This window comes from Motilimonas eburnea (genome assembly GCF_021295345.1).
GTDB classification, from domain to species: Bacteria; Pseudomonadota; Gammaproteobacteria; order Enterobacterales; family CBDFNC01; genus Motilimonas; species Motilimonas eburnea.
In genome coordinates this window covers 96,539-122,154 of the sequence record NZ_JAIMJB010000009.1, presented here as the reverse complement: position 1 = coordinate 122,154, position 25,616 = coordinate 96,539, and the positions used below count along the sequence as shown (strand labels likewise).

The 25,616-nt window shown below is 47.7% G+C and carries 18 protein-coding genes; 7 read left to right on the top strand and 11 right to left on the bottom strand.

The genetic code is table 11. The features are described 5' to 3' along the window. Nucleotides 1-10 precede the first annotated feature (10 nt). From K6Y21_RS10910 to mepA, 3 genes are all read right to left on the bottom strand, one after another. Nucleotides 11-574 carry a hypothetical protein gene (locus K6Y21_RS10910; RefSeq protein ID WP_233071879.1) on the bottom strand — a complete coding sequence of 188 codons (564 nt, stop codon included), beginning with the start codon at nt 572-574 and terminating at the stop codon, nt 11-13. Then, on the bottom strand, nt 574-1,440 hold the full coding sequence (locus tag K6Y21_RS10905; RefSeq protein WP_233071878.1) for a DUF4129 domain-containing protein: 867 nt from the start codon (nt 1,438-1,440) through the stop codon (nt 574-576). Before K6Y21_RS10905 ends, K6Y21_RS10910 begins: the two co-directional genes overlap by 1 nt. 496 nt (nt 1,441-1,936) lie before the next feature. Continuing rightward, nucleotides 1,937-2,827: a penicillin-insensitive murein endopeptidase gene (gene mepA / locus K6Y21_RS10900; RefSeq protein WP_233071877.1), complete on the bottom strand. Its 891-nt coding sequence runs from the start codon at nt 2,825-2,827 to the stop codon at nt 1,937-1,939. A 139-nt stretch (nt 2,828-2,966) separates the two neighbouring features. Here mepA and K6Y21_RS10895 point away from each other — a divergent pair, with 139 nt between their 5' ends. Further along, the gene (locus K6Y21_RS10895; RefSeq protein ID WP_233071876.1) at nt 2,967-4,238 is read left to right on the top strand and encodes a CinA family nicotinamide mononucleotide deamidase-related protein; all 1,272 of its coding nucleotides are present in this window, start codon (nt 2,967-2,969) and stop codon (nt 4,236-4,238) included. A gap of 127 nt (nt 4,239-4,365) precedes the next feature. Here the strand turns inward: K6Y21_RS10895 and K6Y21_RS10890 are convergent, their stop codons facing one another. From K6Y21_RS10890 to K6Y21_RS10880, 3 genes are read right to left on the bottom strand one after another with little or no spacing between them, the layout of a single operon-like run. Next, a complete protein-coding gene (locus K6Y21_RS10890; RefSeq protein ID WP_233071875.1) occupies nt 4,366-5,010 on the bottom strand; it encodes a hypothetical protein in 645 nt (214 codons plus the stop codon). A 55-nt stretch (nt 5,011-5,065) separates the two neighbouring features. After that, nucleotides 5,066-7,267 carry a penicillin-binding protein 1C gene (gene pbpC / locus K6Y21_RS10885; protein WP_233071874.1) on the bottom strand — a complete coding sequence of 734 codons (2,202 nt, stop codon included), beginning with the start codon at nt 7,265-7,267 and terminating at the stop codon, nt 5,066-5,068. 9 nt (nt 7,268-7,276) lie between these two features. Continuing rightward, on the bottom strand, nt 7,277-11,956 hold the full coding sequence (locus K6Y21_RS10880) for an alpha-2-macroglobulin family protein (RefSeq protein ID WP_233071873.1): 4,680 nt from the start codon (nt 11,954-11,956) through the stop codon (nt 7,277-7,279). Between the two features lie 235 nt (nt 11,957-12,191). Here K6Y21_RS10880 and K6Y21_RS10875 point away from each other — a divergent pair, with 235 nt between their 5' ends. Beyond that, a complete protein-coding gene (locus K6Y21_RS10875) occupies nt 12,192-13,907 on the top strand; it encodes a methyl-accepting chemotaxis protein (protein ID WP_233071872.1) in 1,716 nt (571 codons plus the stop codon). A gap of 95 nt (nt 13,908-14,002) precedes the next feature. Then, a complete protein-coding gene (locus K6Y21_RS10870) occupies nt 14,003-14,794 on the top strand; it encodes a substrate-binding periplasmic protein (protein WP_233071871.1) in 792 nt (263 codons plus the stop codon). A 51-nt stretch (nt 14,795-14,845) separates the two neighbouring features. On the opposite strand, the gene creD is transcribed toward K6Y21_RS10870, so the two are convergent. The 5 genes from creD to K6Y21_RS10845 form a co-directional block, all read right to left on the bottom strand. Continuing rightward, the gene (gene creD, locus K6Y21_RS10865; protein WP_233071870.1) at nt 14,846-16,270 is read right to left on the bottom strand and encodes a cell envelope integrity protein CreD; all 1,425 of its coding nucleotides are present in this window, start codon (nt 16,268-16,270) and stop codon (nt 14,846-14,848) included. Between the two features lie 95 nt (nt 16,271-16,365). Continuing rightward, nucleotides 16,366-17,817 carry a two-component system sensor histidine kinase CreC gene (gene creC, locus K6Y21_RS10860; protein ID WP_233071869.1) on the bottom strand — a complete coding sequence of 484 codons (1,452 nt, stop codon included), beginning with the start codon at nt 17,815-17,817 and terminating at the stop codon, nt 16,366-16,368. A 14-nt stretch (nt 17,818-17,831) separates the two neighbouring features. Then, complete coding sequence (creB, locus tag K6Y21_RS10855) at nt 17,832-18,515, bottom strand: two-component system response regulator CreB (protein WP_233071868.1); 684 nt, start codon at nt 18,513-18,515, stop codon at nt 17,832-17,834. 470 nt (nt 18,516-18,985) lie between these two features. After that, nucleotides 18,986-19,906 carry a carbohydrate-binding protein gene (locus K6Y21_RS10850; RefSeq protein WP_233071867.1) on the bottom strand — a complete coding sequence of 307 codons (921 nt, stop codon included), beginning with the start codon at nt 19,904-19,906 and terminating at the stop codon, nt 18,986-18,988. Between the two features lie 184 nt (nt 19,907-20,090). Continuing rightward, on the bottom strand, nt 20,091-20,975 hold the full coding sequence (locus K6Y21_RS10845; protein WP_233071866.1) for a carbohydrate-binding protein: 885 nt from the start codon (nt 20,973-20,975) through the stop codon (nt 20,091-20,093). Between the two features lie 226 nt (nt 20,976-21,201). Here K6Y21_RS10845 and K6Y21_RS10840 point away from each other — a divergent pair, with 226 nt between their 5' ends. The 4 genes from K6Y21_RS10840 to K6Y21_RS10825 all read left to right on the top strand — a co-directional run bounded on the left by K6Y21_RS10840 (nt 21,202) and on the right by K6Y21_RS10825 (nt 25,603). Then, complete coding sequence (locus K6Y21_RS10840; protein WP_233071865.1) at nt 21,202-22,197, top strand: alpha/beta hydrolase; 996 nt, start codon at nt 21,202-21,204, stop codon at nt 22,195-22,197. Then, complete coding sequence (locus tag K6Y21_RS10835; protein WP_233071864.1) at nt 22,194-22,973, top strand: chitosanase; 780 nt, start codon at nt 22,194-22,196, stop codon at nt 22,971-22,973. The genes K6Y21_RS10840 and K6Y21_RS10835 overlap by 4 nt, the downstream gene beginning before the upstream one ends. A gap of 169 nt (nt 22,974-23,142) precedes the next feature. Further along, nucleotides 23,143-24,249 (top strand): PQQ-dependent sugar dehydrogenase, encoded by a 1,107-nt coding sequence (locus K6Y21_RS10830; protein WP_233071863.1) that lies wholly within the window; start codon nt 23,143-23,145, stop codon nt 24,247-24,249. Nucleotides 24,250-24,463: 214 nt separating this feature from the next. Next, nucleotides 24,464-25,603, top strand: a complete 1,140-nt coding sequence (locus tag K6Y21_RS10825; protein WP_233071862.1) for a nuclease-related domain-containing protein — start codon at nt 24,464-24,466, stop codon at nt 25,601-25,603. The last annotated feature ends 13 nt before the right edge of the window (nt 25,604-25,616 follow it).

The window sequence follows — 25,616 nt, the reverse complement described above, 5'->3', positions numbered from 1 at the left end:
AAACTACTCCTTAGGTTAAATCTGCACTTTGCTTTAAGGCAGCCAAAATGGCCATGGCATGGGGTAAATAGGCCCGCCCTGAAATTGGCCAGTGGCCAAAACTTAAGGTTTGTCGCCAATTAGGGGTTACCTTAAACGACATGGCCTGCTTTAATTCAAGGCTAATGCTTTGATCTGTCATTAGTTGCTTTAACCCATCTCGGCTATTGAGCTGATGCTGCTGGCAATACTGTTTGAGGTATAAATGCTTAACATGACCATGTAAACGCTGCTCATTCCCTGCGACAAATAGTTCACTTAACTGCTGTAATAGGTGTACATCCTTTTCTTGCTCAACTTGATGATTCACCAACAGCACCGGCATCCTAAGATCAGCCCGCTTAATTCGTTGCAGGGCAATAAAGAAGAGCAATAGAATTAACCCTGCCCAAATAAACACCCGTGGGATGGACAGTAACCAAGTTAACCCATCCACCAACCATGCTGGTTTGAATGTAACCAGCACCATACAAATCAGCGCACTCACTAACACAAATAGGATTAATTTTCTGACGGTATTAAAGGTTGCTTTCATCAAGATTTGGCCTGTGATATTTCGTCTAAATAGGTGATCGCCTTAGCCACTTCCTCACTCACAAAATCAACTTGGCTATAGCAGGCCTTTTCAAATATTAACGTCAGTTGATACAAAGGCTCAGCCGGTAACTGCGCCTGTTTAAGCTGCACATAAAATTCCTGTGCAGTTTGCGCCGGATGGCGTACTAACTTGTATTCTTGCGCTAATAAACTCAGTAACTGCTGATAACAATTAATGATTTGTGCTTTGGCGCTACTTGAGCTGGCCTGCATTTGCTTGGCTTGCTGTTTGGCGAGGTTGGCTAATGGTGGTGGTGTCTCAGCTAAGCTGTCGCTAGCCTGACGCCTTTGCTGCCATCTAGGCGCTAGGATCAACAAGATGATGACAGCCATAAGGACTAAGATAACCCCCGAGCTAAGGGTTAAACGCGTATCTTCTTTTTCCGCTTCTTGAATCAGCGTTTGCTTCAACCAGCCACGCACCGCTTCATCTTCTACTGGCCTTCTGGGCCGTTGTTGCTCAACCACCGCTTCGTTCGAGGTCACTTCTTGGGGCTCAACTGGCGCGCTAGCGAGATGGTCAACCAAACTGACAAAACCATAAAATAACGCCAAGCCAATCACGTAAATCAACACGATATGGCGCATATACTGGGCATTGAACAGCATAAAAACGATCCCAGCCATAGCGAATGCCATTACCACAATAATGGGGACCCCCATCGGACTACTTAACATCAAATTGATGGCGTTTTTGTAATACTCGGGCACTTGAGTTTGCAATGCGATGCTATCTAAACTGACAAACAAAATAGCCACCAATAAAGCACTAGCCAGATAAAAGCATGATGAGCGATTGAACATGTTCATTCCTAAATTTAATCACAAGACTGTTTGATCACGAGTCAGTCAAGTCTAAGGGAATCATTAAGCATCAAAATGAATGCAGTAAGCCTATTATTTACAATAAGTTAAGTTCTGACTCAAAATGCGCTATTGAAGATTTTAACGTAACTTGATGCCGTCCGCCCTTGATATGGGTCGAAGAAGGGTTCCCTTGGCGATTCAATAACAACATCGGCAAGGAATATGTTATTGCGTGAAACGATCTGTCCCCCAAAATTTTCATTAAGTTCAAAAAACAACCCGAGGGTATGATCTAGATTAATTTTTCAACAGCGAGTTTGTTCTTATGATTGGTTAACTGAGTCACAAGGAAGAGTGTCATGGTCAAATTACAAACGCAATTTTTTATCAGTGTGGGGTTATTAACAGCGGCTGCGGTTTACTTGATGTTTTATTTCTAGACGAGCATAGGGTTAACTGCAACTCCGTCACAATTAACCCTAACCGCTCAAACTTACTGCAATGTACCTGTTACTAGATCTTGGCAACGCAGGGGTTTAAGTTTTAGCTGATCTTTATAGACCGGCTTAGCAGGCTTTTTAGTGGTGCTTTTAGCCAGCAACAACTGCTCTTGCTCTTTTTTCTTTTCTTGCTCGGATTTCGGTTTTGGCCACCATGAGTACAACTCCTTACCACACCCATCACCTGCAGGCGGGGCGGCTTGCGGGGTACAGGATTCATCCCCCTTGGGACAATGCAGTCTGACATGCATATGATAGTTGTGACCAAACCAAGGTCGCACCTTACGCAGCCAATCGCGACCTTCTGGCCAGTCTGCTTTACACAAGGTTTCTTTGATCACAGGATGGACAAAGATGCGCGCCACGCGTTTATCTGTTGCGGCCAGTTGCACCATTTGTGCATGCTCATTGGTCCATTTTTGCGCCTTTATCTTGTAGTTTTGCATATCCACCACATTATAAGGGCTGAGGTTCTCTCTGGCTTTTCGACTGTATTGTTTATCACCAATGCGCAACCAAATATCTGCGTCCAGGCCCGTTTGATGGCTCGAATGACCTGAAGTAAAGCGCCCGCCTCGCGGCATCGACATGTCACCAATCAATAAGTCACCATTACCCAAACGTTTGTTTTCTTTAGCCAGTTCAACTAAATAATCGATCATCAAAGGGTGCGCATAATACCGTTCACGGGATGTGCGTATCACCTGATAGCCGTCCCCTTCTAATGGCAAGGCCTCACCACCCACTAAACAACCATTAGCATAGCTGCCAATCGAGCTGGCCGGGCCACTGGTGGGCTCATCGAATTTTTCCCAAGGGTTCGCAGCGATTGCACTGCCACTGAACATGGCACAGGTTAATACTGCAGCAAATACTCTCATCATTGTCCTTAACCTATTTAAAAGCGAATTCAGCTTAATTTTAGCAATCAATTTTATATTTCTGTATTAATACTTGATCTTAAACCTGAAATTTATCAATCTGCCTAAGCAAAACAGCCAGCAAGGTGCGATAAGGACTACCATGAAAATCGAAATAATCAGTACGGGCGACGAAATAATAACCGGGCAAATACTTGATACCAATGCCAATTGGCTTTGCCAGCAATTATTTAGCCAAGGTGTGCAACCCCAGCGCTTACATACGGTTGCCGACCAACTGGACGCACTCGTACCGTTATTTCAAGAAGCCGCGCAGCGCAGTGACATCGTGCTGGTCAATGGCGGTCTTGGCCCCACCAGTGATGATTTATCCAGTGAAGCCGCGGCCAAGGCACAAGGTGTGCCACTTGAGCTCAATGAATCTTGGCTTAAAACCATGGAGAACAAGTTTCATCAACAAGGGCGCACCATGGCCCCCGCCAATCGCAAGCAAGCCCTATTACCCCAAGGCGCACAAGTCATTGATAACCCCAAAGGCACGGCTTGTGGTTTTAGTGTTCAGATAAATCAGGCAACCTTTTATTTCACCCCTGGCGTACCACACGAATTCAAACACATGTTTAGTGAGCTGATCTGGCCAGAGATTGCGGCCCAATACCAGCTGGATAACCCCCTAAGCCAGCACAAAATCACCACTTTTGGTTTAGGTGAATCTGGTATTCATCAGCTGATTAAGGACGTGCCCATCGCACCCGATATTCACCTTGGCTATCGCACTGCGGCCCCCGAGATCGAAGTTAAGTTAATTGGTGCCAACAGCCAAACTATCGCAGATTCAGCCAGCGCCATTGAACAAGCCTTAGGTGAATATGCCTTATTTAACCACCAGCAAGGGGACTGCTTGGCAAGCTATATCCAAACATTGATGCTAAAGCACGGTGCCACCCTCGCCCTTGCGGAATCTTGCACCGGCGGCATGATAGCAGCAAGCTTAGTTGCCATTTCAGGTAGCTCGGCCTATTTAGATCGCGCCATGGTGACTTATTCCAACCAAGCCAAACAAGATTTAGTGGGCGTGCATGAAACAACATTAACTCAGTATGGTGCGGTCAGCGAAGCAACCGCCGTCGAAATGGCACAAGGCGCAAGACAAAGTGCTCAAAGTGACTACGCCCTTTCTGTTACCGGCATTGCTGGGCCAACAGGGGGGACACCCGACAAGCCCGTTGGCACGGTCGCCTTTGCTTTAGCCACCCCCACACAAGTCTTTAGCCAAATGTTGCTGTTACCCGCTAAAAGTCGCACCATAACCCGAAAAATTGCCGCCACCATTGCCCTTGATATGCTGCGTCGGCATTTAACTGGCCTTAATGTGATTGGCCAATATGATTTTGCCAAGCCATGGCAAAAATAACGCTTTTGGGTATTTCTGTATTTAACAGCGATTTTGAGTGCAGGTAGGAGCTGTATTTATACAGCGAATCAAGGTGTTATGGTTTATACCTTTCGCGATTTAAAAATCGCTCCTACCGAGTACCTTGTTAAAGCTTAATTACAAACTTATCCGATTCCAGTTTTTTTGATTCAAGATCAAACACTTTATAACGGATCTCATTTGATACTTGCACCAACAAACCAATCGTGCCTTCATCAGAAAAATACTCATACTGGATGATTTTGTTTAAATCCTTATCAAGACAATGCAGAGATTCCCCATCGATGGAGCTGATACAGGCACGGCTTCCTTCTGACTGCGAATTTATTTCCAAATATATGTAATCGGAAGTCGATTTATTTGTTTGCTCGTCATAAGTTTTGAGAACACGATGCACAAGAATATTTGAATCATTATCGGGAAGTAGCCACTTAGGCTCTTCCCCTTTTTTACTTAAGAAAAGAAGATTTATCAATGTTTTGGAGTATCCCCCAGACATTAATACACCATCACGCTTGGAATAAACACGAATATATTGGATTCCTTTATCTCGTATCGTTTCAACATCTGAAAGTTCAATAACTTCTTTTGTTTCTTTATCTGGGGTCGTGATTTCTACAGCATTTTTTCTGGTGCTTGTCGTGATCTCCTGAAATACGAAAACAGCCCCGATTAATGAAGCGATCAATAAAACCAAAAAAAGTAATGAGTTTATTCTGTTTATTGTTAGAAAGATCTTGTTATTTTCCATACATATCCTTAGCTATTACAGCCATATTTCCTATCCATCCAGCGTACTATTTGCGCTAGTAAACCAAAATATCGACCGCATCACAGGCTAATTCTACACACGCCGTGATGCGGTGCTTACCTGATTTTAACGGCGCTAACTCCAATTGCTGTCCAGTTATAAATTGATCGTTAACATACCAATTCGCCTGAGCTTGATTACTCACCAATTTTAGCTTTTGCTTTGGGTAGCTAAAGATGGTCAAGTTATTGGTTGGAAAACTAATTTTCACCCGCTTTTGGCTTGACGCGTGCATGGGTTTGGTTAAAGTTTCCACACTGAGTGGCCATTGGTGTAGGCTGCGCTTACGCCCCGGCTCGGCTAAGGTCACGGGGGTTAATCCCTTAATGGTCCAGGCGCGTTGACGGGTGAGACAATCTTTTTCGGCCACCAAATTGCGACTTAAACCCGAGGGCCAGCAAATGTCTTTGGCCACCACGTCACTTGGCTTAGTTAAACGCCCTTTATCGGCGGGCAGTAAATCAAAGGTATCAAATAACAGGGGGCCGGCTTGATTGGCGCCGGTTTGGCCAACAAAGGGCGCGCCATCGGGGCGACCAATCCAAATGCCCACGGTGTAATCATGGCTTACCCCCACGGCCCAAGCATCACGATAACCATAGCTGGTGCCGGTTTTCCAGCTAATTTTTCTACCCCATGCAGGTTTAGCGCGATCTGGCGGCGGGATCTTGGCCAAGGTATCGGCAATGATCCAAGCGGCTGCAGGCGATAATATTGGCGCAGCCCGATGAGTGTTGTCATCAGTCAAGCCTTGTTCGTTTGCCATGGTGAACACAGGTGGAGCCACTTTGCCTTGTCGTGCCAAAGCGGAATACAAGGTCACTAACTCACGCAATGTTGAACCATTACCACCCAGGGCAATGGCTAAATTAGGCTCAGCAACTCGCAAGGAAATTCCCTGCTGCTTAAGTTTATCCGCAAAATACGCGGGCGTAATGGCCGCCATCACTTGCACTGCAGGTACGTTTTTAGATGTTTGCAGCGCTTGATCTAAGCGCATGGCACCGATAAAACCTTGGCTAAAGTTAGCGGGTCGATAGTCACCAAACGCGCGCGGCGTATCGGTTAACAAACTCGCCGAATGCACTAAGCCTAAATCCAGCGCCATGCCATAAATGAAGGGTTTTAAGGTAGAGCCGGGTGAGCGCACCGCTTTGGTCATATCCACATGCCCTGCGCGCTGAGCATCATTAAAATCGGCAGAGCCTTTATAAGCCAGCACGTGGCCTGACGCATTTTCCATCACCAAAATACCAATAGAAAGCAAAGGCGATAAACGGCTTAACCGCTGCTCGACAACCGCATTAACATCAGCCTGTAAAGTCTGATTTATGGTGGTGGTAATGCGCCCCTGATTTATCGAGCTATCTATCTGCTTTTTCTGTAACTCACGGGCAAGCAATGGGGTAAGCTGGGGCAAGGGACGCCGCTTAGCGGACAAGGCTTCATTGGCCATCACATCATGCTGATAAGGGGTGATCACGCCAAAATTCAACAATCGGTCTAACACCTTGTTGCGCGCGTTAAGGGCTAACTGCGGGTGCCTATCTGGCCGATGCAAACTGGGTCGCTGCGGGATCACCACCAGCAGCGCGGATTCGGTGTGGCTTAAATCTTTTGCCATCTTACCAAAATATCGCAAGCTGGCAGCTTGCACACCTTCAATATTGCCCCCCATCGGGGTGTGGGTGAGATATAAATTTAAGATTTGCCCTTTATCTAGCATCCATTCCAGCTGCAGCGCGCGAAATATCTGGCTGATTTTACCCAAGTAAGTACGTTGATGAGGGTAAAACATCCGCGCCACCTGCATGGTGATGGTCGAGCCACCTGAAATAACCCGCCCATAATAAGCGTGCTGAAACAAAGCCCGTACTAATGACACAGGGTTCACACCGACATGCTGATAGAAGTACCTATCTTCATACGCCAACAAGGCTTGAGTATAAAACGGACTGACCTGATCAACTTGGGTGGCAATACGATACACACCGGCTTGATTGGTAAACTGACGCAATATTTGCCCCTGCTCAGTATACACAGTGGTCGACACTTGCCCCTTAGCGGCAAAATCAAAGGGCATTAACCAATGACAAAGGGCAAATAAGGCCATCAAGGCCGCACCGGTAGCCAAAGATATTCCCCCTAGCCAAGCCAGTTTAACCTTGATCCCCCTTTTGCTAACCGCCCTTTGCAATCAAGCCTCCTACTCAATTAACACAGATTTAAGGGCACTAGGCTGATATATAAACCGCGCCGGCTGATACATGTCTTCGACAAAGCTGGCGGGCATGCGTCCTTGACCAGTACTTTGGGCGCGTAGTACGTAGGCAAAGGTCAGGGTTTGACCTGCATTAAGCTTAGGTAACGCCAGCACAAAGCGGTCTTGGCGATATTCAAGGTTAATGGCTTTGGCATTATCATGCTCAGCTAAAATGGAGCTTATCAACGCATCACTGTTAGTAAACTGCGGATCTTCAAGCACAAACCCCGTTGGAATGTGCTCTACCCACAAACCACTGGTCAGGTATTCATCCAAGTTGATCTTGAGCACAACAATCAGCTTATCACCCACCTTCACCTTAGCTTCGCCTTGCTCATCCACTGCCAGTCCTTGACCGTCACTGGTATATACCGCTCGGTCAAGTTGCTTGGCCTTGATGGTTGACTCTAATGGTTGGGTTGGGTCTGCGCTACCGCGGGCCGACGCCATCAGATACACCGCCTCGGTGCCGCTGTTTTCGATCACTAACTCAGGCCAAATGGCAGAGCCGCCCTGCCCCTTGGCGGTGACAGGTTTACCATCTAATTGCAGCGAAACAGGACGAGTATCACCTTGTTTCAAGCTAATGCCCGCGGCGATTAAAGCCTGCTTTTCTTGGGTGCTGAGATAACGCTGACGATGGGCTTGCTCGATCACCTTTTCTGCCAATTGATTACGTAATTTAAGCAGGGCTGAATTTAGGGTAATACGATCCGCGATTTGCCCCATGATCGCGACCACTTGCGCGCGGTCGCGCACTAGGGAGCCATAATCAAATTGACGCCAATCGCGTTCAGTTCGGTTTGTGGTATTAGCCGCAAGCAAGTATTGCTGCCCCTTGGCTTCATCCCCTGCCAGTAAAAAGGCTGCGCCTAAGTGTCCTGCATCTAACGGGGAGTTAATGGGCTGCTGCTCTAAACGCCACAAATCCGATACCGCGATTTGGCCATTACGCGCCAGTAGCCAAGCACTGTAAAACGCAGCGGGCCCCGTGCTGTTTAATAAACGGCGCAAATGCGAACCGCTTTTGGCCAACACATCTTGTGGCACCACCGCGCTATCTGCCTCATTAGCCTGATACAAAAAGTCCGTTACATACGCACTCAGCCAAGCTTGGCTGTCGCCGTGTTTACTCCACATGGCAAAACTGCCATCGGCTTTTTGCATGCCAGATAAACGATGCACCGCTTGGGCCAAAATTTGCTGCTGTGACCGTTTTTCTAATAAGGGCGTTTTAAACGGCGTTAAGCTGGCGTCGTCAAGTAGCCATGGCATGGCGCGACTCGTGGTTTGTTCGGCGCAGCCATAAGGGTAGGCAAATAGATTTTGCGCGTACTGACCGATGTTTAACGCCGGCCCATGGCCAAAACTCAACCACCCTGCTTGCTCGGCCAAGGGCAACATCCCAGGCCAAGCCCGCTTTTCGCTTAACCATAATGACTCGCCGGGCCCTAAGGTTTTACTTAACTGATGGGTTAAGATGGGCTCGGGTGCGCGCACCGGTACCTGCCAACTGCGCGTTTGATTATAAACCTGACTCGCTAGGTTTAACTTAAATTGTGCAAAGCCGTGGCCTTGTTCTACTTGGACTTGAACCGGTAAATGGCGGCGCTCACCATCGGCTAGCTCAACAGCTAACTGGGTTTCACCGATTAAACTTACCCCTTCACTTGCCAACAACTCGGCGTTAATGGAGAGTGGCTCACCCGATTGGTTAAACACTTCCATCAAAACTTGGGTGCGATCCCCCGGTGCAATAAAGTGTGGCACCGTTAGCTCTGCAACCACCGGCGCTTTGATGATAACGTCTTGTTGCGCTTGGCCAAATAAGCGTTGGCCAAATACCGTGGCCACCACCTGAGCGGCGCCGTTGTAGTCAGGTAACGATACCGTGATCTGGCCATTTCCTTGCTCATCCAACGTCACAAGTTCACTCATAATGGTAATGGTTTTAGCCTCGACTAGATCGCCCAGATGCGCATTCGCCGCCATGTCCCCGCCATAGCGATGAACGGCAAAGGAGTCGGGACGCTGCAGGTATTGGCGCGAATACAAGTCAATCACGTCACCGCCATAGCGGCGCTGAGCAAAAAACCAATCATGAATTTGTGGCACTTGATAACGAGATAATTGGGTGATGCCTAAGTCCATTAACGACAAGGTCACCCAACCCGCTTTGCCGGCTAATTCGGGGGCCGAAACATTAAACACCGCTTGGCTTAAGGGCTGTAACTTGTCGGGGGCGTTTATTGTTACTTGGGCGCGGCGATGCTGGCGTTCAAGCTTAACCGGCATAATACTAAACAGCCTTCTTGGCATGGCTTGTTCGGTGATCACTTGCGTGGCCGTCAGGTAAATATCATGACGTTTAAGCTCGGCTGGGATCTTCACCTTAGCTTGGCCTTCACCACCTGAGATGATCAGCCTTTGCTGGCTAACCACCTTGCCCGCTTCAAGGGCTAACACCAATTCGCCATCCACTTCACTGCTTACCTTCACCTTGATTTCATCGCCGTTTTGATAAGCAGGCTTATCTAAGATCAGGGATAAATGGTCGGGTTTAGCAGGTAACTGCTCGGCGCCATCACGCCAGCCCGCATAAAAGGGATATAAGGTGGTCACGCCTTTTGCGTTCACCACACGAAGCCGATAATCGCCCCATTCCACCTTAAAACCAACCTGACTACTCGCCCCTTCGACTAAGCTTAGTTTATCCATGGTCACCGGCCGCCACTCGTTATCACGCAGCAAGTCCCAACCATAGCTTTCGCTGTAGGTCCAATAATAGCCACCCCGATTGCGCTCAAGTTTATAAGTGAGCTCACCCGCCAGTAACCCTTGACCATCAGCGCTGATATTCGCCAAGGTAAACTCCACCTCACTGTAAGCCGAAACCGTGCTGGCGCTACTTGCCACTCCGGGTAGCGGCTTGTCTTGCCATAATAAGGCTTGGCGTTTACGTGATATTGACGCCCCACCTGTTTCTAATAGCTCAAGATTGATAAGGGCCTTCACCGGCGACTTTAATTGCGTTGAAGGCAACACAGGTAAATCAAATTGTGCTTTACCCTCGTTATCAAGTTTCACCTTAGGCAGCTCCGGTGCACCCTGATAAGGGTCAACGCGAAATGCCTCACCCACAAAGAAATCTTGGTAAGGGCCTGTGAGGTAATTGACGCTTTGATAGCGAACATCCAGTTTTAACTCATTACCCGCCGCGGGTGCACCAAATAGATAATGGCCATGGGTGGTGACGGGCAGACTTTGCTGAGCAATAAACAAGGGGGTGGTTGTACTGCCTTGGCCTAAATCGACCTTAAGATCCATCCGCTCAGGCACAAACTCACTGACTAAGAACGAAAACTGGCCAAGGGAATAATGTGCGGCCTTGTTGGATTTTATCACCACAGACCAGCGCCCTAAAGGTGCACTCGAAGGGATCATAAAGTCATGGCTAAAAAAGCCGACCGCTTGTTCATTAACTAAGGTACTGGTCACCACTTTGCCATCGGGTTTGACCAGCTCTAAGTAAAGCTGCTGCTGAGCAATGGCCTCGCCGTCAGCATCTCGCAGCAGCATATTCAGCGGCACGGTTTCACCCGGCTTAAACAAATCTCGGTTGGAGTAACTAAATACCTCAACCGCACGATAATCGCGCCCGGTGACCTCAAAATCAGACAGATCCAATGGCACTTCACGCAAAGGCAAGTAGCCTATGCCCCGATTAGACTCAACCAGCAGCACATCGCCGCCTTGCACCGACACATCAAACTGCGCACTGCCGTCTGTTAACGGGCCTAATTTTTGTTGCTTACCGCCTTTGCGCAATAAGATCACGTCGCCCCGAGAAAGCCCCTTCTGGGTAGTCAGATCCATCGCATCTAGGCTTAAATGATTCACATATACCTTGGCCTGTAAACCTATGTCGGTCAGAAGTAGCTGAGCTAAGGTAACGTGTTCACTGGAAAATTGCCCCGCCCCTTTGATTGCCATTACATACCAGCCGGGCTTGATTTCATCTGGAATGCGTAAATTCGCTTGTTGCGTTTGGTTAGGCTCACCTGAGTTTAAGTCAAACTGCAAGGTGGTCACGGGCGTGAGGTATTTGCCCAGCTGCTCCATTCGCCAGGTGGAAACTTGCTCGGGATAATAAAACTGACTCAGTAAATCGGCGCTTTGCTTAACGGCTAAGATCTCAACGGTCACCTTGTCTAAGTTCACCGTTGCAACAGGTAAGGTACGGCTGCCCGAGGCAAGTACAAAAGGCCCATTACCCAATAATTTAACACTGGGCTGAAGCTCAGCAATATCCACCTGCTGACTAAACGCCTGATCGCCACTCACGGTTTTCACTTCATAGCGCTGGCCGACCTGAACATCTGTGGTGATCAGGGCGCTGTGAGTACTGTTATAAAACCACGTCACAGCTATTGGCGACGTATCACCAACCCGATAAAGGGCAAGTTGGTCGGGTTCGACCTGACCATTAGCGTCAAATTCAACAATAATAGCCGGCTTACCCAGATGGCTATATGCGCCCACATAATCGAGTTTCACCGCTTGGGTGATAAAACTAATGCAAGTTAACAAACAAAACAGCAACACCTTGACGCAACTGGCCATATTTCCACCTTAATTCATCTTACGGACGAGCAATGAGCAAGTAATAAGCATAGAGAACATAACCACACGATAAAAGGGTTATATTGATTTTATCTTTATCGGTTTGAGTGGTTTATTTGTAATGTAAACCTCTGCACTTGATTTATATCAAGCTAGCAGCAAATAAAAGTAAACCCAACCGTAGCGCGGCCCCAGCCCACCTAAAATTAATCAATAAATCCCATGGAGATCCCCTATGATCATTGCCAGTGAACACCCAAGCCAGCCCCATGTCACTAAGGTCTCAATGAGTCCACTCAAAGCCAAAATCCAAACCATTAGTTTTAAATTAAAAGCCAGTATCACCGTCACCTTAGTCGCACTGATATTTATTGCCTATCAAGGGGTCAGTGGCTTACAGCTAGCCACGCAAGGCTTTGAAGAGCTTTACAGCCAAGGCATGCAGCATACGATTCGGTCGGGAAAAATTCTGCATTTATTGGGGGACGCACGCAGCCAACTGTTACTGGCGTTTCAACATGCGCCCAACTCGGACTATGCCCAATTACATAATCATGCCACTGGGTTACACATCGACAAAATTAACAGTGATTTAAAAGCGTTACACCATATTATCGACAACGAAATCCTGGCCTCATCCCTTAACGCACAAGAGCAATCGCAAATTCACGAGTTAGCAGCCAAACTGGATCTGATTTCAGATAAAGGGTTCACGCCTGCGGTTAAGGCAATGCAGCAAGGTGACTTTAATCAAGCTAACCTCATTTTACTTAACCAAATCAACCCCTTGTTTAGCCAAGTGAGCGAGCATGCGCAAAACTTTTTGCAGATCCAAGTCGATGAGGCTCGCGCCAACCATCAAGTCGCTAAGCAAAATAGCGAACAGTTTCTACGCTTGGTTTTAGTGACCGTACTCATCAGTGCCGCCTTGATCGCCAGTATTTCCTACATAATCATCAAACGGCTCCAATCAGCATCAAATCAACTTGAAAGTACCGTCAATGATATTGCCAAGGGCGATCTCACTCAGCGTTTGACCTTAGAAGGTAATGATGAATTCGCCCACATAGCAGACTACGTCAATAGCATAGTCAATAGCTTTCACCGCTTGGTGACCACGGTTAATCAATCAACTAACTTACTGGCTCAATCGGCCGAAGAAAACTCCGCCGTGTCGCTACAAACCAAGCAAAATGTATTGGATCAGCAAATGCAAACTCAGCTGATTGCCACCGCGATCCATCAATTTACCGCCACCGTACACGATGTGGCTCAAAGTGCTCAATCCGCCGCCAGTGCGTCAGAACAAGCCGATCAATCTGCCAATCATGGCTTGGGCATCGTCAATACCAGCATCGAAATGATAGAAAACCTGAGCCGTGAAATGCAGCAATCCGTTGACGCCATGCAAACCTTAGCCAAGCACGCCGAAGAAATTGGCAGTGTTGTTGACGTGATCCAAGGCATTTCCGAACAAACCAATTTATTAGCGCTAAATGCAGCCATCGAAGCGGCCCGCGCTGGTGAACAAGGCCGCGGCTTTGCTGTGGTCGCCGATGAAGTGCGAACCCTCGCCAGTCGCACCCAAAGTTCCACTAAGGAAATACAAGACACCATATCTCGTTTACAACAAGGCAGCCGCGAATCAAGCCAGCGTTTAGTCACCGGCGCCGAGCACGCTGTGTCCACAGCCAGCGAAGCGAAAAAAGCCGGTGAAGCCTTGGCCGAAATTAGCCACAATGTGGATCAAATCAGTGCCATGAATACCCAAATTGCCACTGCAGCGGAAGAACAAAGCTCCGTAACCGAGGAAATCAATCGCAACATCACCACCATCAGCGATATTTCAAATCAAACCGCGACCGGCGCAGAGCAAGGCAGCGCGGCGAGTTTGCAATTGGCTGAACTGGCTGAACAGTTGCAACAAGAAATTAATCGCTACCAGATCTGAGCCCGACCTGCCAAGTCAGCCAAGTTGATTTGGCAGGGTACCCTCACTCATGATTAACCCAGCTATACTGAAGTGAAACTCAGTGAGGTGTGGTTATGGCACGTATATTCCTTTTTCTTTGGTTGCTCTCTTGGCACGTAAACAGTGCCAATCTCAGCGTCTCCTACCATAATTTTCCCCCTTTTAGCTTTCAACATGGCGGACAGGCTCAAGGCATCATGGTCGAATTAGTTAGCGAAGTATGTAAACAAGCCAAATTAAGCTGTGAGTTTCAGTACTTCCCTAATCGACGCGCAAAAAACTACATGGCCGCCGGGATTGTCCATGGCAATATCCCGTTAGGTTGGAATGCAACCCGAGCTGAAACCTTGTGGTTTTCGGTCCCCCTGCTACAAACGGAATATGGCTTTTATAGTAAAACAAGCAATAACAAAACCTTTCGCAATATAGCCGATTTAACGGGCCTCAAAGTGGGCGTATTTGGGCCTTCTAACACCCAAGTGGCCTTAGAAAAACTGCAAACATCGATGCACGTACACGGCCTATACCCCATTGAAATTGAAGTGATGCCCAATGCGAATGAACAAGGCTTAGAAAAGCTAATAAGGGATCGCTACGACCTTTATTTCGTCAACCGACACGTGGGCCAATACCTGATCACCACATTTAATATCGAGGGTGTTGAATACATAGGCACCAGTAGTCAAGTTGACTATCACGTTGGATTTGCAAAAGCCCATGTCGATCCACAATTAGTGCGGCGCTTTAATCAAGCCATTCTCAACATGTATGCCAATCAAGGTTTTGATGCCATTTACCAAAAGTGGCAACTTGCACCGGGTAAACATACCCCCGACCATTTACTCCAACGTGATATCTTACATTAGTGGAATTCGCCTTTATTCCACTGTAGGGCGATTTCAAATCGCGAACAAAGGCTAGTTATTTGCCGTATTTGTTGGGGCTTCGGGCTCGTCTAACAAGGCTTCATCCCATTCACTTTCGTCTTTGTTGCGGTATAGCTGCGCTTTGGCTTTTTCACTGGCCCAATGGCTCACTTGATACCAATCTAAATTACGCGTGGCAGCCATCACTAACACAAGAGCGCTAAATACGAGGCCTGCGCCCAGTAATAACGCATGGTCTTCCGAGCTTAAAATCACATATAAAAGCACGTACAACAAGGAAATAAAGCCGCCAAATCCTAGCCCCCATTTGATGTTGCCAAGTATAGAGGCCACATAGAAGGTCAGCAATAACACACAAGCGCTGGTGGCTAAGCCATAGGCCATTAAAAAGCCAAGGTGCTCAGACAATGCAATTAACAGTAAATAAAACACTGATAATGCTAGCGCCACTAAGGTGTATTGCACAGGGTGAATTTGCAAACGCTTAAGTACTTCAAACATAAAGAAGCTAATAAATGTTAAGCCCACAAACAGCAAACCGTATTTCGCACTGCGAATCGATTGACGATATATATCCACCGGCGTGTTTAAGCTCACGCCAAACCGGTTGTTCATTAAGCTTGAACAATCCCCTGTTTGGCACTGCGCTACATGCTGCGTAATATTGCTGCTAAATTCCGACACTTGCCATTTAGCTTGAAACTGCTCTTGATTGATTTCACGCTCTGCGGGTAAAAACTGGCCAACAAAATTAGGGTGCGGCCAAGTCGCGGCTAAATCGACCTTAGTGTCTTTGGCAATGGGCGTAAACCACAGGGTGTCCATGCCACGCAGGTTAAGCTCAAAAGCAAACTCAGCACGGGTTCCCATTAAGCTCTTTATCGGTGCGTGGATGCCTTGTGGACTAAAGTTTAAATTGCTGCCAGCAGCAAAACTGTGCTGACCTGCTTGCCAGTTCAACACCGGCTTATTATTAATGCCGCGCATATCGGATAAGGTCACGGCCAAATACGGCGTTTCAATCTTAAACACATTGGGCATGTTTTTGAGGCGGTTGTACTCGGTTAAATCAAACTCGCCTGCTAAGGTCATTTCACTGGTAAAGACAGGAAACGAGAAGATCCCTCGCGCACGTTGTTGGGTGATCATCTGTGAATTTAATTTAAGCTGATCTGGGATGATGTACAACACACTGCGGTGTTCGACCGTGCGATCTGTGTATTTTTCAAGTTTACTGTCCCAAACTGATTTCACTTCTCGGTAATGGTGCGGCACTACCAAGATAGGCCCAAAGACCTGCTGCTGACCACTCCATGCATGGGCGACACTGCGCTTGGCTTCATCTTGATAGTACAAACGCTCTTGAATCAGGTCTTCGATAACAGTTAGTGCAAAAGCGGCAAGTAACCCGCTAATGACTAAGAAAACTATTTTTTTTCCTAACATCGATTTCATATTGGCTCTCCCTTTTGATTTAGCAAAAGCGTAACCAAGGGATTTGTGTAAACGATGTGGCTTTGATGTGTTTTATGTGTAAATGCGCAACCCTATCATGATTTTTTGGGCTGAGTTAACGGCAAGATCAGCTGCGCGATGGCGCCTTGTTCACCATTTTGCAAACGGCATTGCGCTTGATGTAAATAACAGATTTGCTGAACAAAGCTTAAGCCCAAGCCCGAGCTCTTTTTCCCCGTATCAGGACGCGGTAAAGAATAAAAACGTTCAAACACTCGTGGCAGTGCGTAATCAGGTAAGCCCGGGCCTTGGTCGGTCACGTCAATGATAACGCGCTCTTTATCAGCGTTGAGAATCATGCCTATCTCAGTCCCAATCGGGCTAAAATCAATGGCATTGGTCACTAGGTTTTCAATCCCTTGACCTAGCAGAAAGCCATCCCCTTGAACGCTCCCAACGCCTTCAATGTTCACTGTGAGTTGCTTTTCCTTGAGGGCGAGATCTAAGCGCTCAACCACAACTTGCGCTAGTTGGCGTAAGTCCACTTGTACAATGTTTTGTAGCCCCTGCTGGTTTTCCAGCGCAGCTAAAGCCAATAGCTGGTTAATCAAGGTTTCGATACGCACACTTTCATTTTTAATATTGGCGATAAAATGCGCCTGATCAGCCACAGGTAATCCCTGCTCTAACAACTCGGCCGCCCCTTTGATGGCAGCAACAGGGCTTTTCATTTCATGGGTTAAACTGTGAATATATTGCTCAACGTAATTTTTACCTTCTAACTGCACCCGCATGTGCGCCATGGCTTGTGCTAAGTGCTCAAGTTCAATGTCGGAAAACTGCGGTACAGAGGCCGCTTCTGTGCCTTGGCTTACCGACACGGCATAGTCGCGTAACTTTCTGATGGAGCCCGTTAACCAATAACTGACGGCTAAGCCCAATATCACCGCCAGTAAGATTAACACCATGCCAAAGCGCTCTACTTTATCCCGCGAGACCTCTAAAAAAGGCTGTAATGAGAGATTAGGTTTGACTAAGGTCAGCACGCCTATTACTTGTTCGCCCACCATAATAGGCGCCGCCACATACATCTCAGAAGTTAACGGATCCCCTTTCACCGCTTCGGTGCTGCGCGCACCGTATTGACCATGTAAGGTGCGATGGACATCGTTCCAGCGGTAATAACTTTTGCCAATATCTCGCCCTTCACTGTGATAGACCACCACGCCCTGACTATCGGTAATGTAGACCCGAAGCAAGCTTTCGGTTTTAGCTTTGGTCCAAATTTTCGCATTGAGCTCACGTTGCTTAAATGCGTTAAAAGCACGATCAAATTCGCCGTTTATTAGCTCACCACGCACAAATTCAGGCGTGGCTATTTCTGCCAGTAAATTGGCCGCATCCACCATGCTTTCTTCGGTAGCTTGGCGTAATCCGGGCTTTAACTCGCTGAGCAGCACGTTTAATTGCAGCGACAAGCCAACACCAATTAGCAAGAAGAAAAACAAAAACAAACGTAAGCGAAAACTAATTTTGGGCAACTTCATGATTAACGTTCCGCTTACGAGCAAGGCAGTACTAGGCTATAACCTAATCCACGATGGGTCTTAATAAGATCATGTTCAGCGACTTTTTTCAGCTTGGCTCTTAACCCTTTAATATGGGTATCAACGGCGCGATCAAAACTGCCACACGCATCGGGCCAAACCTCAGCCATTAATTGATCGCGGCTAAATACCCGCTCCGGCTGACTAAATAAAGTGGCCAATAAGCCATATTCATAACGCGTTAAATCAAGGGGCTGGCCGTAATAAAGCCACTGTTTTTTGACATCATCGCATAGCAGAATGGCAGCTTGATTGACCTCGCCTGACGCGGGCTGTGTTGGCCTAACGCGCTTTAAAATTACTTTCACTCTTGCCACCAGCTCGCGCGGACTAAAAGGCTTAGTCACGTAATCATCGCCACCAATCTCTAGGCCAACAACGCGATCAATTTCGTGATCGCGCGCGGTTAAAAAAATGATAGGCAGCTCGCTAAATTGGCGCACCAATTTGCACACTTCAAAACCATTAATATCAGGTAAGCCAACATCTAAAATCATCAGGTCAAAAGGTTGCTGCTTTAACAAGGATAAGGCGTCATTGCCTAGCATGCAGTGCTGCACCGCAAAGCCCTCAAGTTTAAGGGAATAAACGATGTTATCAGCTATGGCCTGTTCGTCTTCAACTACCAGCACCTTCATGAAAAACCTATTATATTTCAGTATTATCGATGGGAATGATATTTAGCAGATATACACGAGGAGTACAAATTTTAACGCCTTTACCCGCTGGGTTTGTTCTAGGATGAGCGCGCAAGGGATATATTGCATCCATTTAAAAAGATCACCTGTGGGACCTGAACTCGCTCAGGGAAGTACCTAACAGCAAGCGCAATTTCGCCGAGCCAGCTCGCCTCCCACAGAAATGAGCGCGCCAGCGATATATAACATTCGTTGAAAAGATCACCTGTGGGACCTGAGCTCGCTCAGGGAAGCACCTAACAGCAAGTGCACTTTCGCCGACCAAGCTCGCCTCCCACAGAAATGAGAGCGCCAGCGATATATAACATTCGTTGAAAAGATCACCTGTGGGACCTGAGCTCGCTCAGGGAAGCACCTAACAGCAAGTGCACTTTCGCCGAGCAAGCTCGCCTCCCACAGGGTTAAGCAACCTAGTTGATTTTCACCTCACGACACATATCTTGATTGTTACACACTAAAATCATTTCTGGTGGCGGCGTTGGCTCATAGGTAGGCGGCTCAACTGTACGCTCACCAAGCTCACCTGTTTCGATCCTTGGCACATAACTTGGCGTAGGTTCATACGTTGGCTGAGGTGTCGGTGTCGGCATCACACTGCCATAGGTTTTAGACCAAGATTTAGTGGCCAAAGAATAGTAGCTCACTTGTTTTTCTTCACCGTTAAGCAACGCATTACAAGCGGCTTGACCATGACAGGTTTGGCCATCAATCACGGCGGTGATCATCTCTACGCGTCCAGTGAAATTGTTTGAGAAACGCACCGTATCAAAGATCACCTCGTCGGTCACTTCCGTGGCTAAACTAATACTGCGCACATAATGACGAGTGTAGTAATAACTGCCATCGGGATTGATTTGCGGCGGCGCGCCACAGTCATAACTTTCTTGAATAAAATTGGCCGCTCGCAATTGTTTACTGGCCTCGGTTTCTAACCATGGCGTGCCATTGGCTGGGATATGACCTTGAGTCCAGTATTGCGCTTGATACGCTTTACCTTGGTATAAAACCAGATCGTCTTGATAATATACGTCGTCATAGCTCCACTGGTCATAGTCACGTTTTAGTTTCTCCCAACTTGCCCAAGTCGGCCCTGGCTCTTCATTTTGTGTCCACCAACGCGCTTGATACACACCATCGGTATGAAGAACAATTTCGCCTTTCTGATAAACCCTGTCAGCTTCCCAAGCAGGCGCAAACACATCAACATAAGGGCGATCCACAACGATGTTTGGATTAGTGGGTGCAGGTGACACCATAATCGGGCCACAGGTTGCATTAGCCGACCCGGCTAAAATCAGGGCAACCGCGCCCAAAGATAAAGCGGTTTTCATACATTCATCCTTAAAATTTACAGCCAACACCATGTCAGCTAAATCAATGCCTACAAACAGGCATATCCATTATAGGTAAAGTAAAAATCAAGATAACAACAATTCATAAAACTGAGAAAAAGGCCAAAAAAATAGCGCTTTCTCGAATTGAGAAAACGCTAATTTGAATACCCAGTGAATACAACTAGAAATCAATGGTGCGACAAACGTGATCCTGATTACAGTACTTCACCAGCACTTGGTCATTACTTCTTGTGGCGGGTGCGCTCTCGTCTGCAACAGCCTGTGCTTGGTCGACCACATGGGGTGGACGTGTCGGCTCCAATGTCGGCTCTAACGTGCCATGGCTACGATGATAGGTATAACTGTAACCCGTCAGGTAAACCACCGCCTTAGGTTGACCGTCTAGCAATGCATTACACGCTTGTTGACCGCTACACGCCACCCCTTCCACATTCGCCTCAAACGGCACCAAACTCACGTCTTCATCATGCTCAATGATCACGTAATCGTATAAAACTTCATCGGTGATCTGCTCTTTAAGCCATAACGAACGCTGGCCACTTTCTTCCCAGTAATTGCCACCAAAATCAGACGGTGGACGAGCACAACTATAACCCGACAACCAAAACTCACTGGCAAGCATTTTTTCACCTTGAGGATCTAACGCCCAAGCGCCACTCACCGCGGGTGAATTGCCCTGATTCCAATATTGGGCTTGATATAACTGTCCTTCAAACAACACCTTGTCGCCTTGCTCGTAAACCTGCTCTTGCTGCCAAGCTTCGTTATCATGCTTGATCCGCTCCCAACTTGCCCATGCTGGCCCTGGCGATTCAAATTGTGTCCACCAGCGAGCTTGGTAAAGCTCTTCAGCAAAACGCACTACATCGCCTTTTTGGTAGATTTGCTCGGGTTGCCACTCGGGAGCGGCTACATTGGGTTTAGCCACTTCGGCAGTCAAGTAAGCGGCCTGTCCAATGGGCCCCTCGGGGATCAGCATACATGTCGCATTCACTTGGCCAGCACCCAGCAGCGCCACCAAGCCTAATGGAAAGATCAGTTTCATTGTTCATCCTTAAACAAAGTTGTAAATAAAAATACAGTCAACACCTTGTCAGCTGTCATAACAACATAGCGCGCTAATGCGTAACGACCCAAGCCCGTAAATGTAAAACTGCGATTTACCCCTAGTTTTATTGGGGATTTTAGCGGCCACTCACACGCTATTGATAAAAACAACATCAGCAGCCTGTATTCTTGCCTATGGTTAATGATTTAATCGAGGCCTAATTATGCTTTTTATTACTAATATTCAGCCCGTCTGCTCATCCGAGCGCCAGCACCGCCCTGTGTTTCCGCGCGCATTTCAATTTGATCCCCGCTGTAACGCGCCCAGTTGTGAAGTTTTTTATTGTCAACGAGACAAACCAGATCAATACCAAGAGCTCGGCTCCGTCGCCTTTATGGAGCAGCTTAAACATAGCGCCTATCAGCAACTGCTGTTTTATGTCCATGGTTTTAGCAATCAACCCGAGCCTGATATCTTTCCGCGCGTGGCCCAGCTACAAAGCTACTTTGATCAACACCAGCCAAACCTAGTGCAAGTGATCCCCATTGTTTGGCCGTGCGATAACGATCTGGGCATAGTTAAGGACTACTGGGACGACCAAAAATCCGCCGACGCCAGCGGCATCGCCTTTGCACGCGCATTGCAAAAACTGCTGGCATGGCAACAACAAAATCAGCAGCATCAAGCCCCCTGTTTAAAGCGCCTCAACGTACTGGCCCATTCCATGGGTAACCGCGTATTGCGAGAAACCCTGTTTAAATGGCAGCATGATTATTTACCCAGCGGCGTCCCCTTACTGTTTCGTCATCTCTTTTTAATGGCGGCGGATCTTAACAATCAAACCCTAGAGGTTGATCAACCGGGCCGCTTACTCAGCCAAGCCGCCAGAAACGTCAGTGTTTATTACGCCAGTGACGATTTAGCCCTGCGTGCCAGCAAGGTTTCAAACCTAGTGAACGGCATTGCCTCACGCCGCCTCGGCCACAGCGGGCCCGAACACCGAGACGCCGTGGCCAACAACGTATTTAGCATAGATTGTGACGACATCAACACCCAATATGACCACCCCAAAGGCCACAGTTACTTTATCAACCTAGAGCAACAAACCAGTGGCGCGGTATTTGCGCACCTCCTTAACACCCTAGTAACAGGAAGAGTGCAAGCCGACCCTCAACACCAACACCTGATCACTGCCGCCGTTGGCGAGGTGACAGCATGAGCTTACATTATGCCCGAGGCCTACAACCTCAACTCACCCTAGCAGAACAGGCCAAGCCAAACTCCGACACCACAAGCCACACAATTAGCCAACCCAGGCCCATCACACCCGAGTTAAAACGACGCATTTGGCAAATTGTTAACGCCTTTGAAACAGGCAGCCGTGATGGCCAATACCACGCCTTAACCGTGCAAGCAGACGGCCGCCACGGCAGCCGCCAAATTAGCTACGGCCGCAGCCAAGTCACCGAGCAAGGCCACTTAAAAACCCTCATCACCCTTTATTGCCAACGCCGCGGCCAATACAGCCAGCAACTTGCCCCCTATTTAAGCCAGTTAACCCAACGCCCACTTCATCAAGACCATGCCTTTAAACATTGGCTGATCCAAGCAGGCCAAACCGACCCCATCATGGCGCAATGCCAAGACACCCTATTTGAACAGCACTATTGGCAACCCGCCTTCAATTGGGCCCAACGAGAAGGCTTTGTGCACGGCCTAAGTTGGTTGGTGATCTACGATTCCTACATACATTCGGGCCATATCATGGCGTTTTTACGCAAGCGTTTTGCCGCCACCACCCCCAAGCATCAAGGCAGCGAACAACTTTGGATCACGCAATACACCCAAACCCGCCATCATTGGCTAGCCAACCACAAACGCCCACTACTGCGCACCAGCCGCTATCGCACCCAATGCCTGCTGGATTTAATGGCACAAAACAACTGGCAACTAGACCAACTGCCCATCATCGCTCACGGCGTCACCATTACCTAACCTTAATGAGAGCTGCATTCTTGTGGGAACTGCAGACCTGTGGGAGCTGCAGACCTGTGGGAGCTGCAGTCATGCAGCGATTTTGTTCTGCAGTGAAACAAACACAAAGAATCCAAACTTCACCAATATCTGTTATGTTAAAAACCACAACCAAACAAAAGGAGCCAACATGTTTGCTCACCTTTTCAACCAACCCAAGGCAAAAGGATCACACCTTAAACTCACCACCCTTATCTTCACTGGCTTTGTCATCCCTTCTGCTTTTGCATGGCAAGCGGAAAAAATCGCCAGTGGTTTCACCCTACCTTGGGCAATCGCCTATGTTGATGAGCAAACCTTACTGGTTACCGAGCGTGAAGGCATCATTAAACGCCTCGATCTCACCACAGGTAAACAAACGCCACTGGCCGAAATAAACGTGGTTGCCAAAGGCCAAGGCGGCTTACTCGACATCGCCAAATCGCCTTTTACTAAGGGCACGTATTACTTTACCTACAGCAAAAACCAACAAGGCCAAAGTGCCACCACACTGGCCATGGCTCGCTATCAAGACGGTAAATTTAGCCAATGGCAAGATTTGCTTGTCACCGACTCACGCTCAAACACCACCCGCCACTTTGGCTCGCGCATCACCTTTGACCAAAGCAGTGTGTATTTCACCCTAGGCGATCGCGGCGAGCGTGAAAACGGCCAAAACACCCAAACCCACGCGGGCAGCATATTGCGCCTCAATCCCGACGGCAGCATTCCCAAAACCAATCCCTTTATCAATAACCCCAAGGTACGCGATGAAATCTACAGCTATGGCCATCGCAACCCGCAAGGCATCTGGTACGACAGCCAAACCAAACAGCTTTGGTCCATCGAGCACGGCCCCCGCGGCGGCGACGAAATCAACTTGATCCAAGCCGGCGCCAACTACGGCTGGCCCATCACCTCACACGGCCAAGAATACTGGGGCCCTTTTGATGTGGGCGAAGCCAAAGAAAAACCCGGCATCGAATCGCCGGTTAAAGTTTATGTGCCCTCCATCGCCCCCGGCAGCCTAGTGCTTTATCGCGGTGACAAATTCCCCGAGCTCAATGGCAAACTCATCGCCGGCGCATTAAAGCTCATGCACCTCAACGTCATCACCTTAAACGAGCAAAACCAAGCCATCGACGAACAACGCCTACTTGAAAACCTCAACGAGCGCATCCGCGATCTTGAAATCACCCCAGCCGGCGACATCCTATTTGCCACCGACAACGGCAAAATCTACCGCCTGATCCGCTAAGTACAACCCCCCCATAAGAATACGGTGGGAGGTGAGCTCGCTCAGCGAACATACACTTCACAGCCCCATACAGATGCATTAATAATTTATGTACTACAGAACAGTAATGGCTCCCTTAAAAGGAGCCTCAACTCACATCTATCGATTCAATCCTTTCAAAAAACATAAATGTCATAATAAAATCAAATTATTTAACCCACTACTGAGGTGCGTTTTGATTTGTAAAGATATCGACAATAAATCTGCCGCTAATTCCAAGCTTCAAGCGGGCATCCGCCAAGAGCAAGACGTCGCATTTTTTCTTAAACGTGCGTTTGCCGACAAGCCAGATATTCGAGTATTTAATGACTTAAAATTTGTCCATGACGGTGAAACGGCTCAAATTGACCATTTAATCCTCTACTCCTACGGTTTTATATTAATCGAATCGAAAAGCATCACAGGCCATGTCAAAGTAAATCAACTTGGTGAATGGCAGCGCAGTTATCAAGGCAACTGGAGTGGCATGCGCTCCCCAATCAAACAAGTTGAATTACAGCAACAATTGCTTCGCGCGATGCTGTTTAAACACAGAGAAGAAATCCTGCCAAAAATAATAATGGGCAAAGTGCCACAAAACTTTGGCAAGCGTAGCTGGGATAACCTATGCGCCATTTCAAGTAATGCCATCATTGAACGCGACGATATGCCAAGCGATATCAGTAAAATGGTCGTCAAAAGTGAGTTTATTGCCGACAAAGTTATCGAGATGATGGATATACCTAGCATATTGCGAAAAGCATTCACGACGCGGCCCGCATTCAATGAAGATGAAATACAATCCATTGAAACGTTCCTACTCGAGCAGCATCAAGGCAACAGCCAAGTTGAAGAAAAGACCGAAGGTGATACAGACAAGCTCGCCAGCAATTCCCTGTTAGCTTTATCCGATCAAACGCCTGAAAACTACAATGTAGACCTTGCTAGATCAGAAAAATCTGAATCAGTATCGCCTGCACAATGTGAGACTGAAAAGGCGGTGCAGAGCAAGAACGATTTGGCCTCGTCATTTCATACCACAGTAAACGAGAATGATGTTACCTCCACCCAATCCCCTAGCCAAAGCCCCTTAATCAAATGCAAAAAATGTAGCGGCCATACACAGCTCACTGCAGCCTATGGTAAACACGGCTATTACGTTATCTGTGCAAGTTGTGAAACCAACACCAGTATGCGCATTCCTTGCCCAACGTGTGGCAATAAAAGACCAAAAATAACAAAAAAACGTGCTAGCTATACCCTTAACTGCGGAGAGTGCGAAACGAGTATGCTCGTGTATGAACAGGCTAAGACTAGTGAAGTGGCAAGTTCGTAGTCGCTCATCTAAA

Coding starts and splice junctions, on each gene's coding strand:
- K6Y21_RS10910 (WP_233071879.1), bottom strand. CDS start 574: ATGAAAGCAACCTTTAATACCGTCAGAAAATTAATCCTATTTGTGTTA.
- K6Y21_RS10905 (WP_233071878.1), bottom strand. CDS start 1,440: ATGTTCAATCGCTCATCATGCTTTTATCTGGCTAGTGCTTTATTGGTG.
- mepA (WP_233071877.1), bottom strand. CDS start 2,827: ATGATGAGAGTATTTGCTGCAGTATTAACCTGTGCCATGTTCAGTGGC.
- K6Y21_RS10895 (WP_233071876.1), top strand. CDS start 2,967: ATGAAAATCGAAATAATCAGTACGGGCGACGAAATAATAACCGGGCAA.
- K6Y21_RS10890 (WP_233071875.1), bottom strand. CDS start 5,010: ATGGAAAATAACAAGATCTTTCTAACAATAAACAGAATAAACTCATTA.
- K6Y21_RS10880 (WP_233071873.1), bottom strand. CDS start 11,956: ATGGCCAGTTGCGTCAAGGTGTTGCTGTTTTGTTTGTTAACTTGCATT.
- K6Y21_RS10875 (WP_233071872.1), top strand. CDS start 12,192: ATGATCATTGCCAGTGAACACCCAAGCCAGCCCCATGTCACTAAGGTC.
- K6Y21_RS10870 (WP_233071871.1), top strand. CDS start 14,003: ATGGCACGTATATTCCTTTTTCTTTGGTTGCTCTCTTGGCACGTAAAC.
- creD (WP_233071870.1), bottom strand. CDS start 16,270: ATGAAATCGATGTTAGGAAAAAAAATAGTTTTCTTAGTCATTAGCGGG.
- creC (WP_233071869.1), bottom strand. CDS start 17,817: ATGAAGTTGCCCAAAATTAGTTTTCGCTTACGTTTGTTTTTGTTTTTC.
- creB (WP_233071868.1), bottom strand. CDS start 18,515: ATGAAGGTGCTGGTAGTTGAAGACGAACAGGCCATAGCTGATAACATC.
- K6Y21_RS10850 (WP_233071867.1), bottom strand. CDS start 19,906: ATGAAAACCGCTTTATCTTTGGGCGCGGTTGCCCTGATTTTAGCCGGG.
- K6Y21_RS10845 (WP_233071866.1), bottom strand. CDS start 20,975: ATGAAACTGATCTTTCCATTAGGCTTGGTGGCGCTGCTGGGTGCTGGC.
- K6Y21_RS10840 (WP_233071865.1), top strand. CDS start 21,202: ATGCTTTTTATTACTAATATTCAGCCCGTCTGCTCATCCGAGCGCCAG.
- K6Y21_RS10835 (WP_233071864.1), top strand. CDS start 22,194: ATGAGCTTACATTATGCCCGAGGCCTACAACCTCAACTCACCCTAGCA.
- K6Y21_RS10830 (WP_233071863.1), top strand. CDS start 23,143: ATGTTTGCTCACCTTTTCAACCAACCCAAGGCAAAAGGATCACACCTT.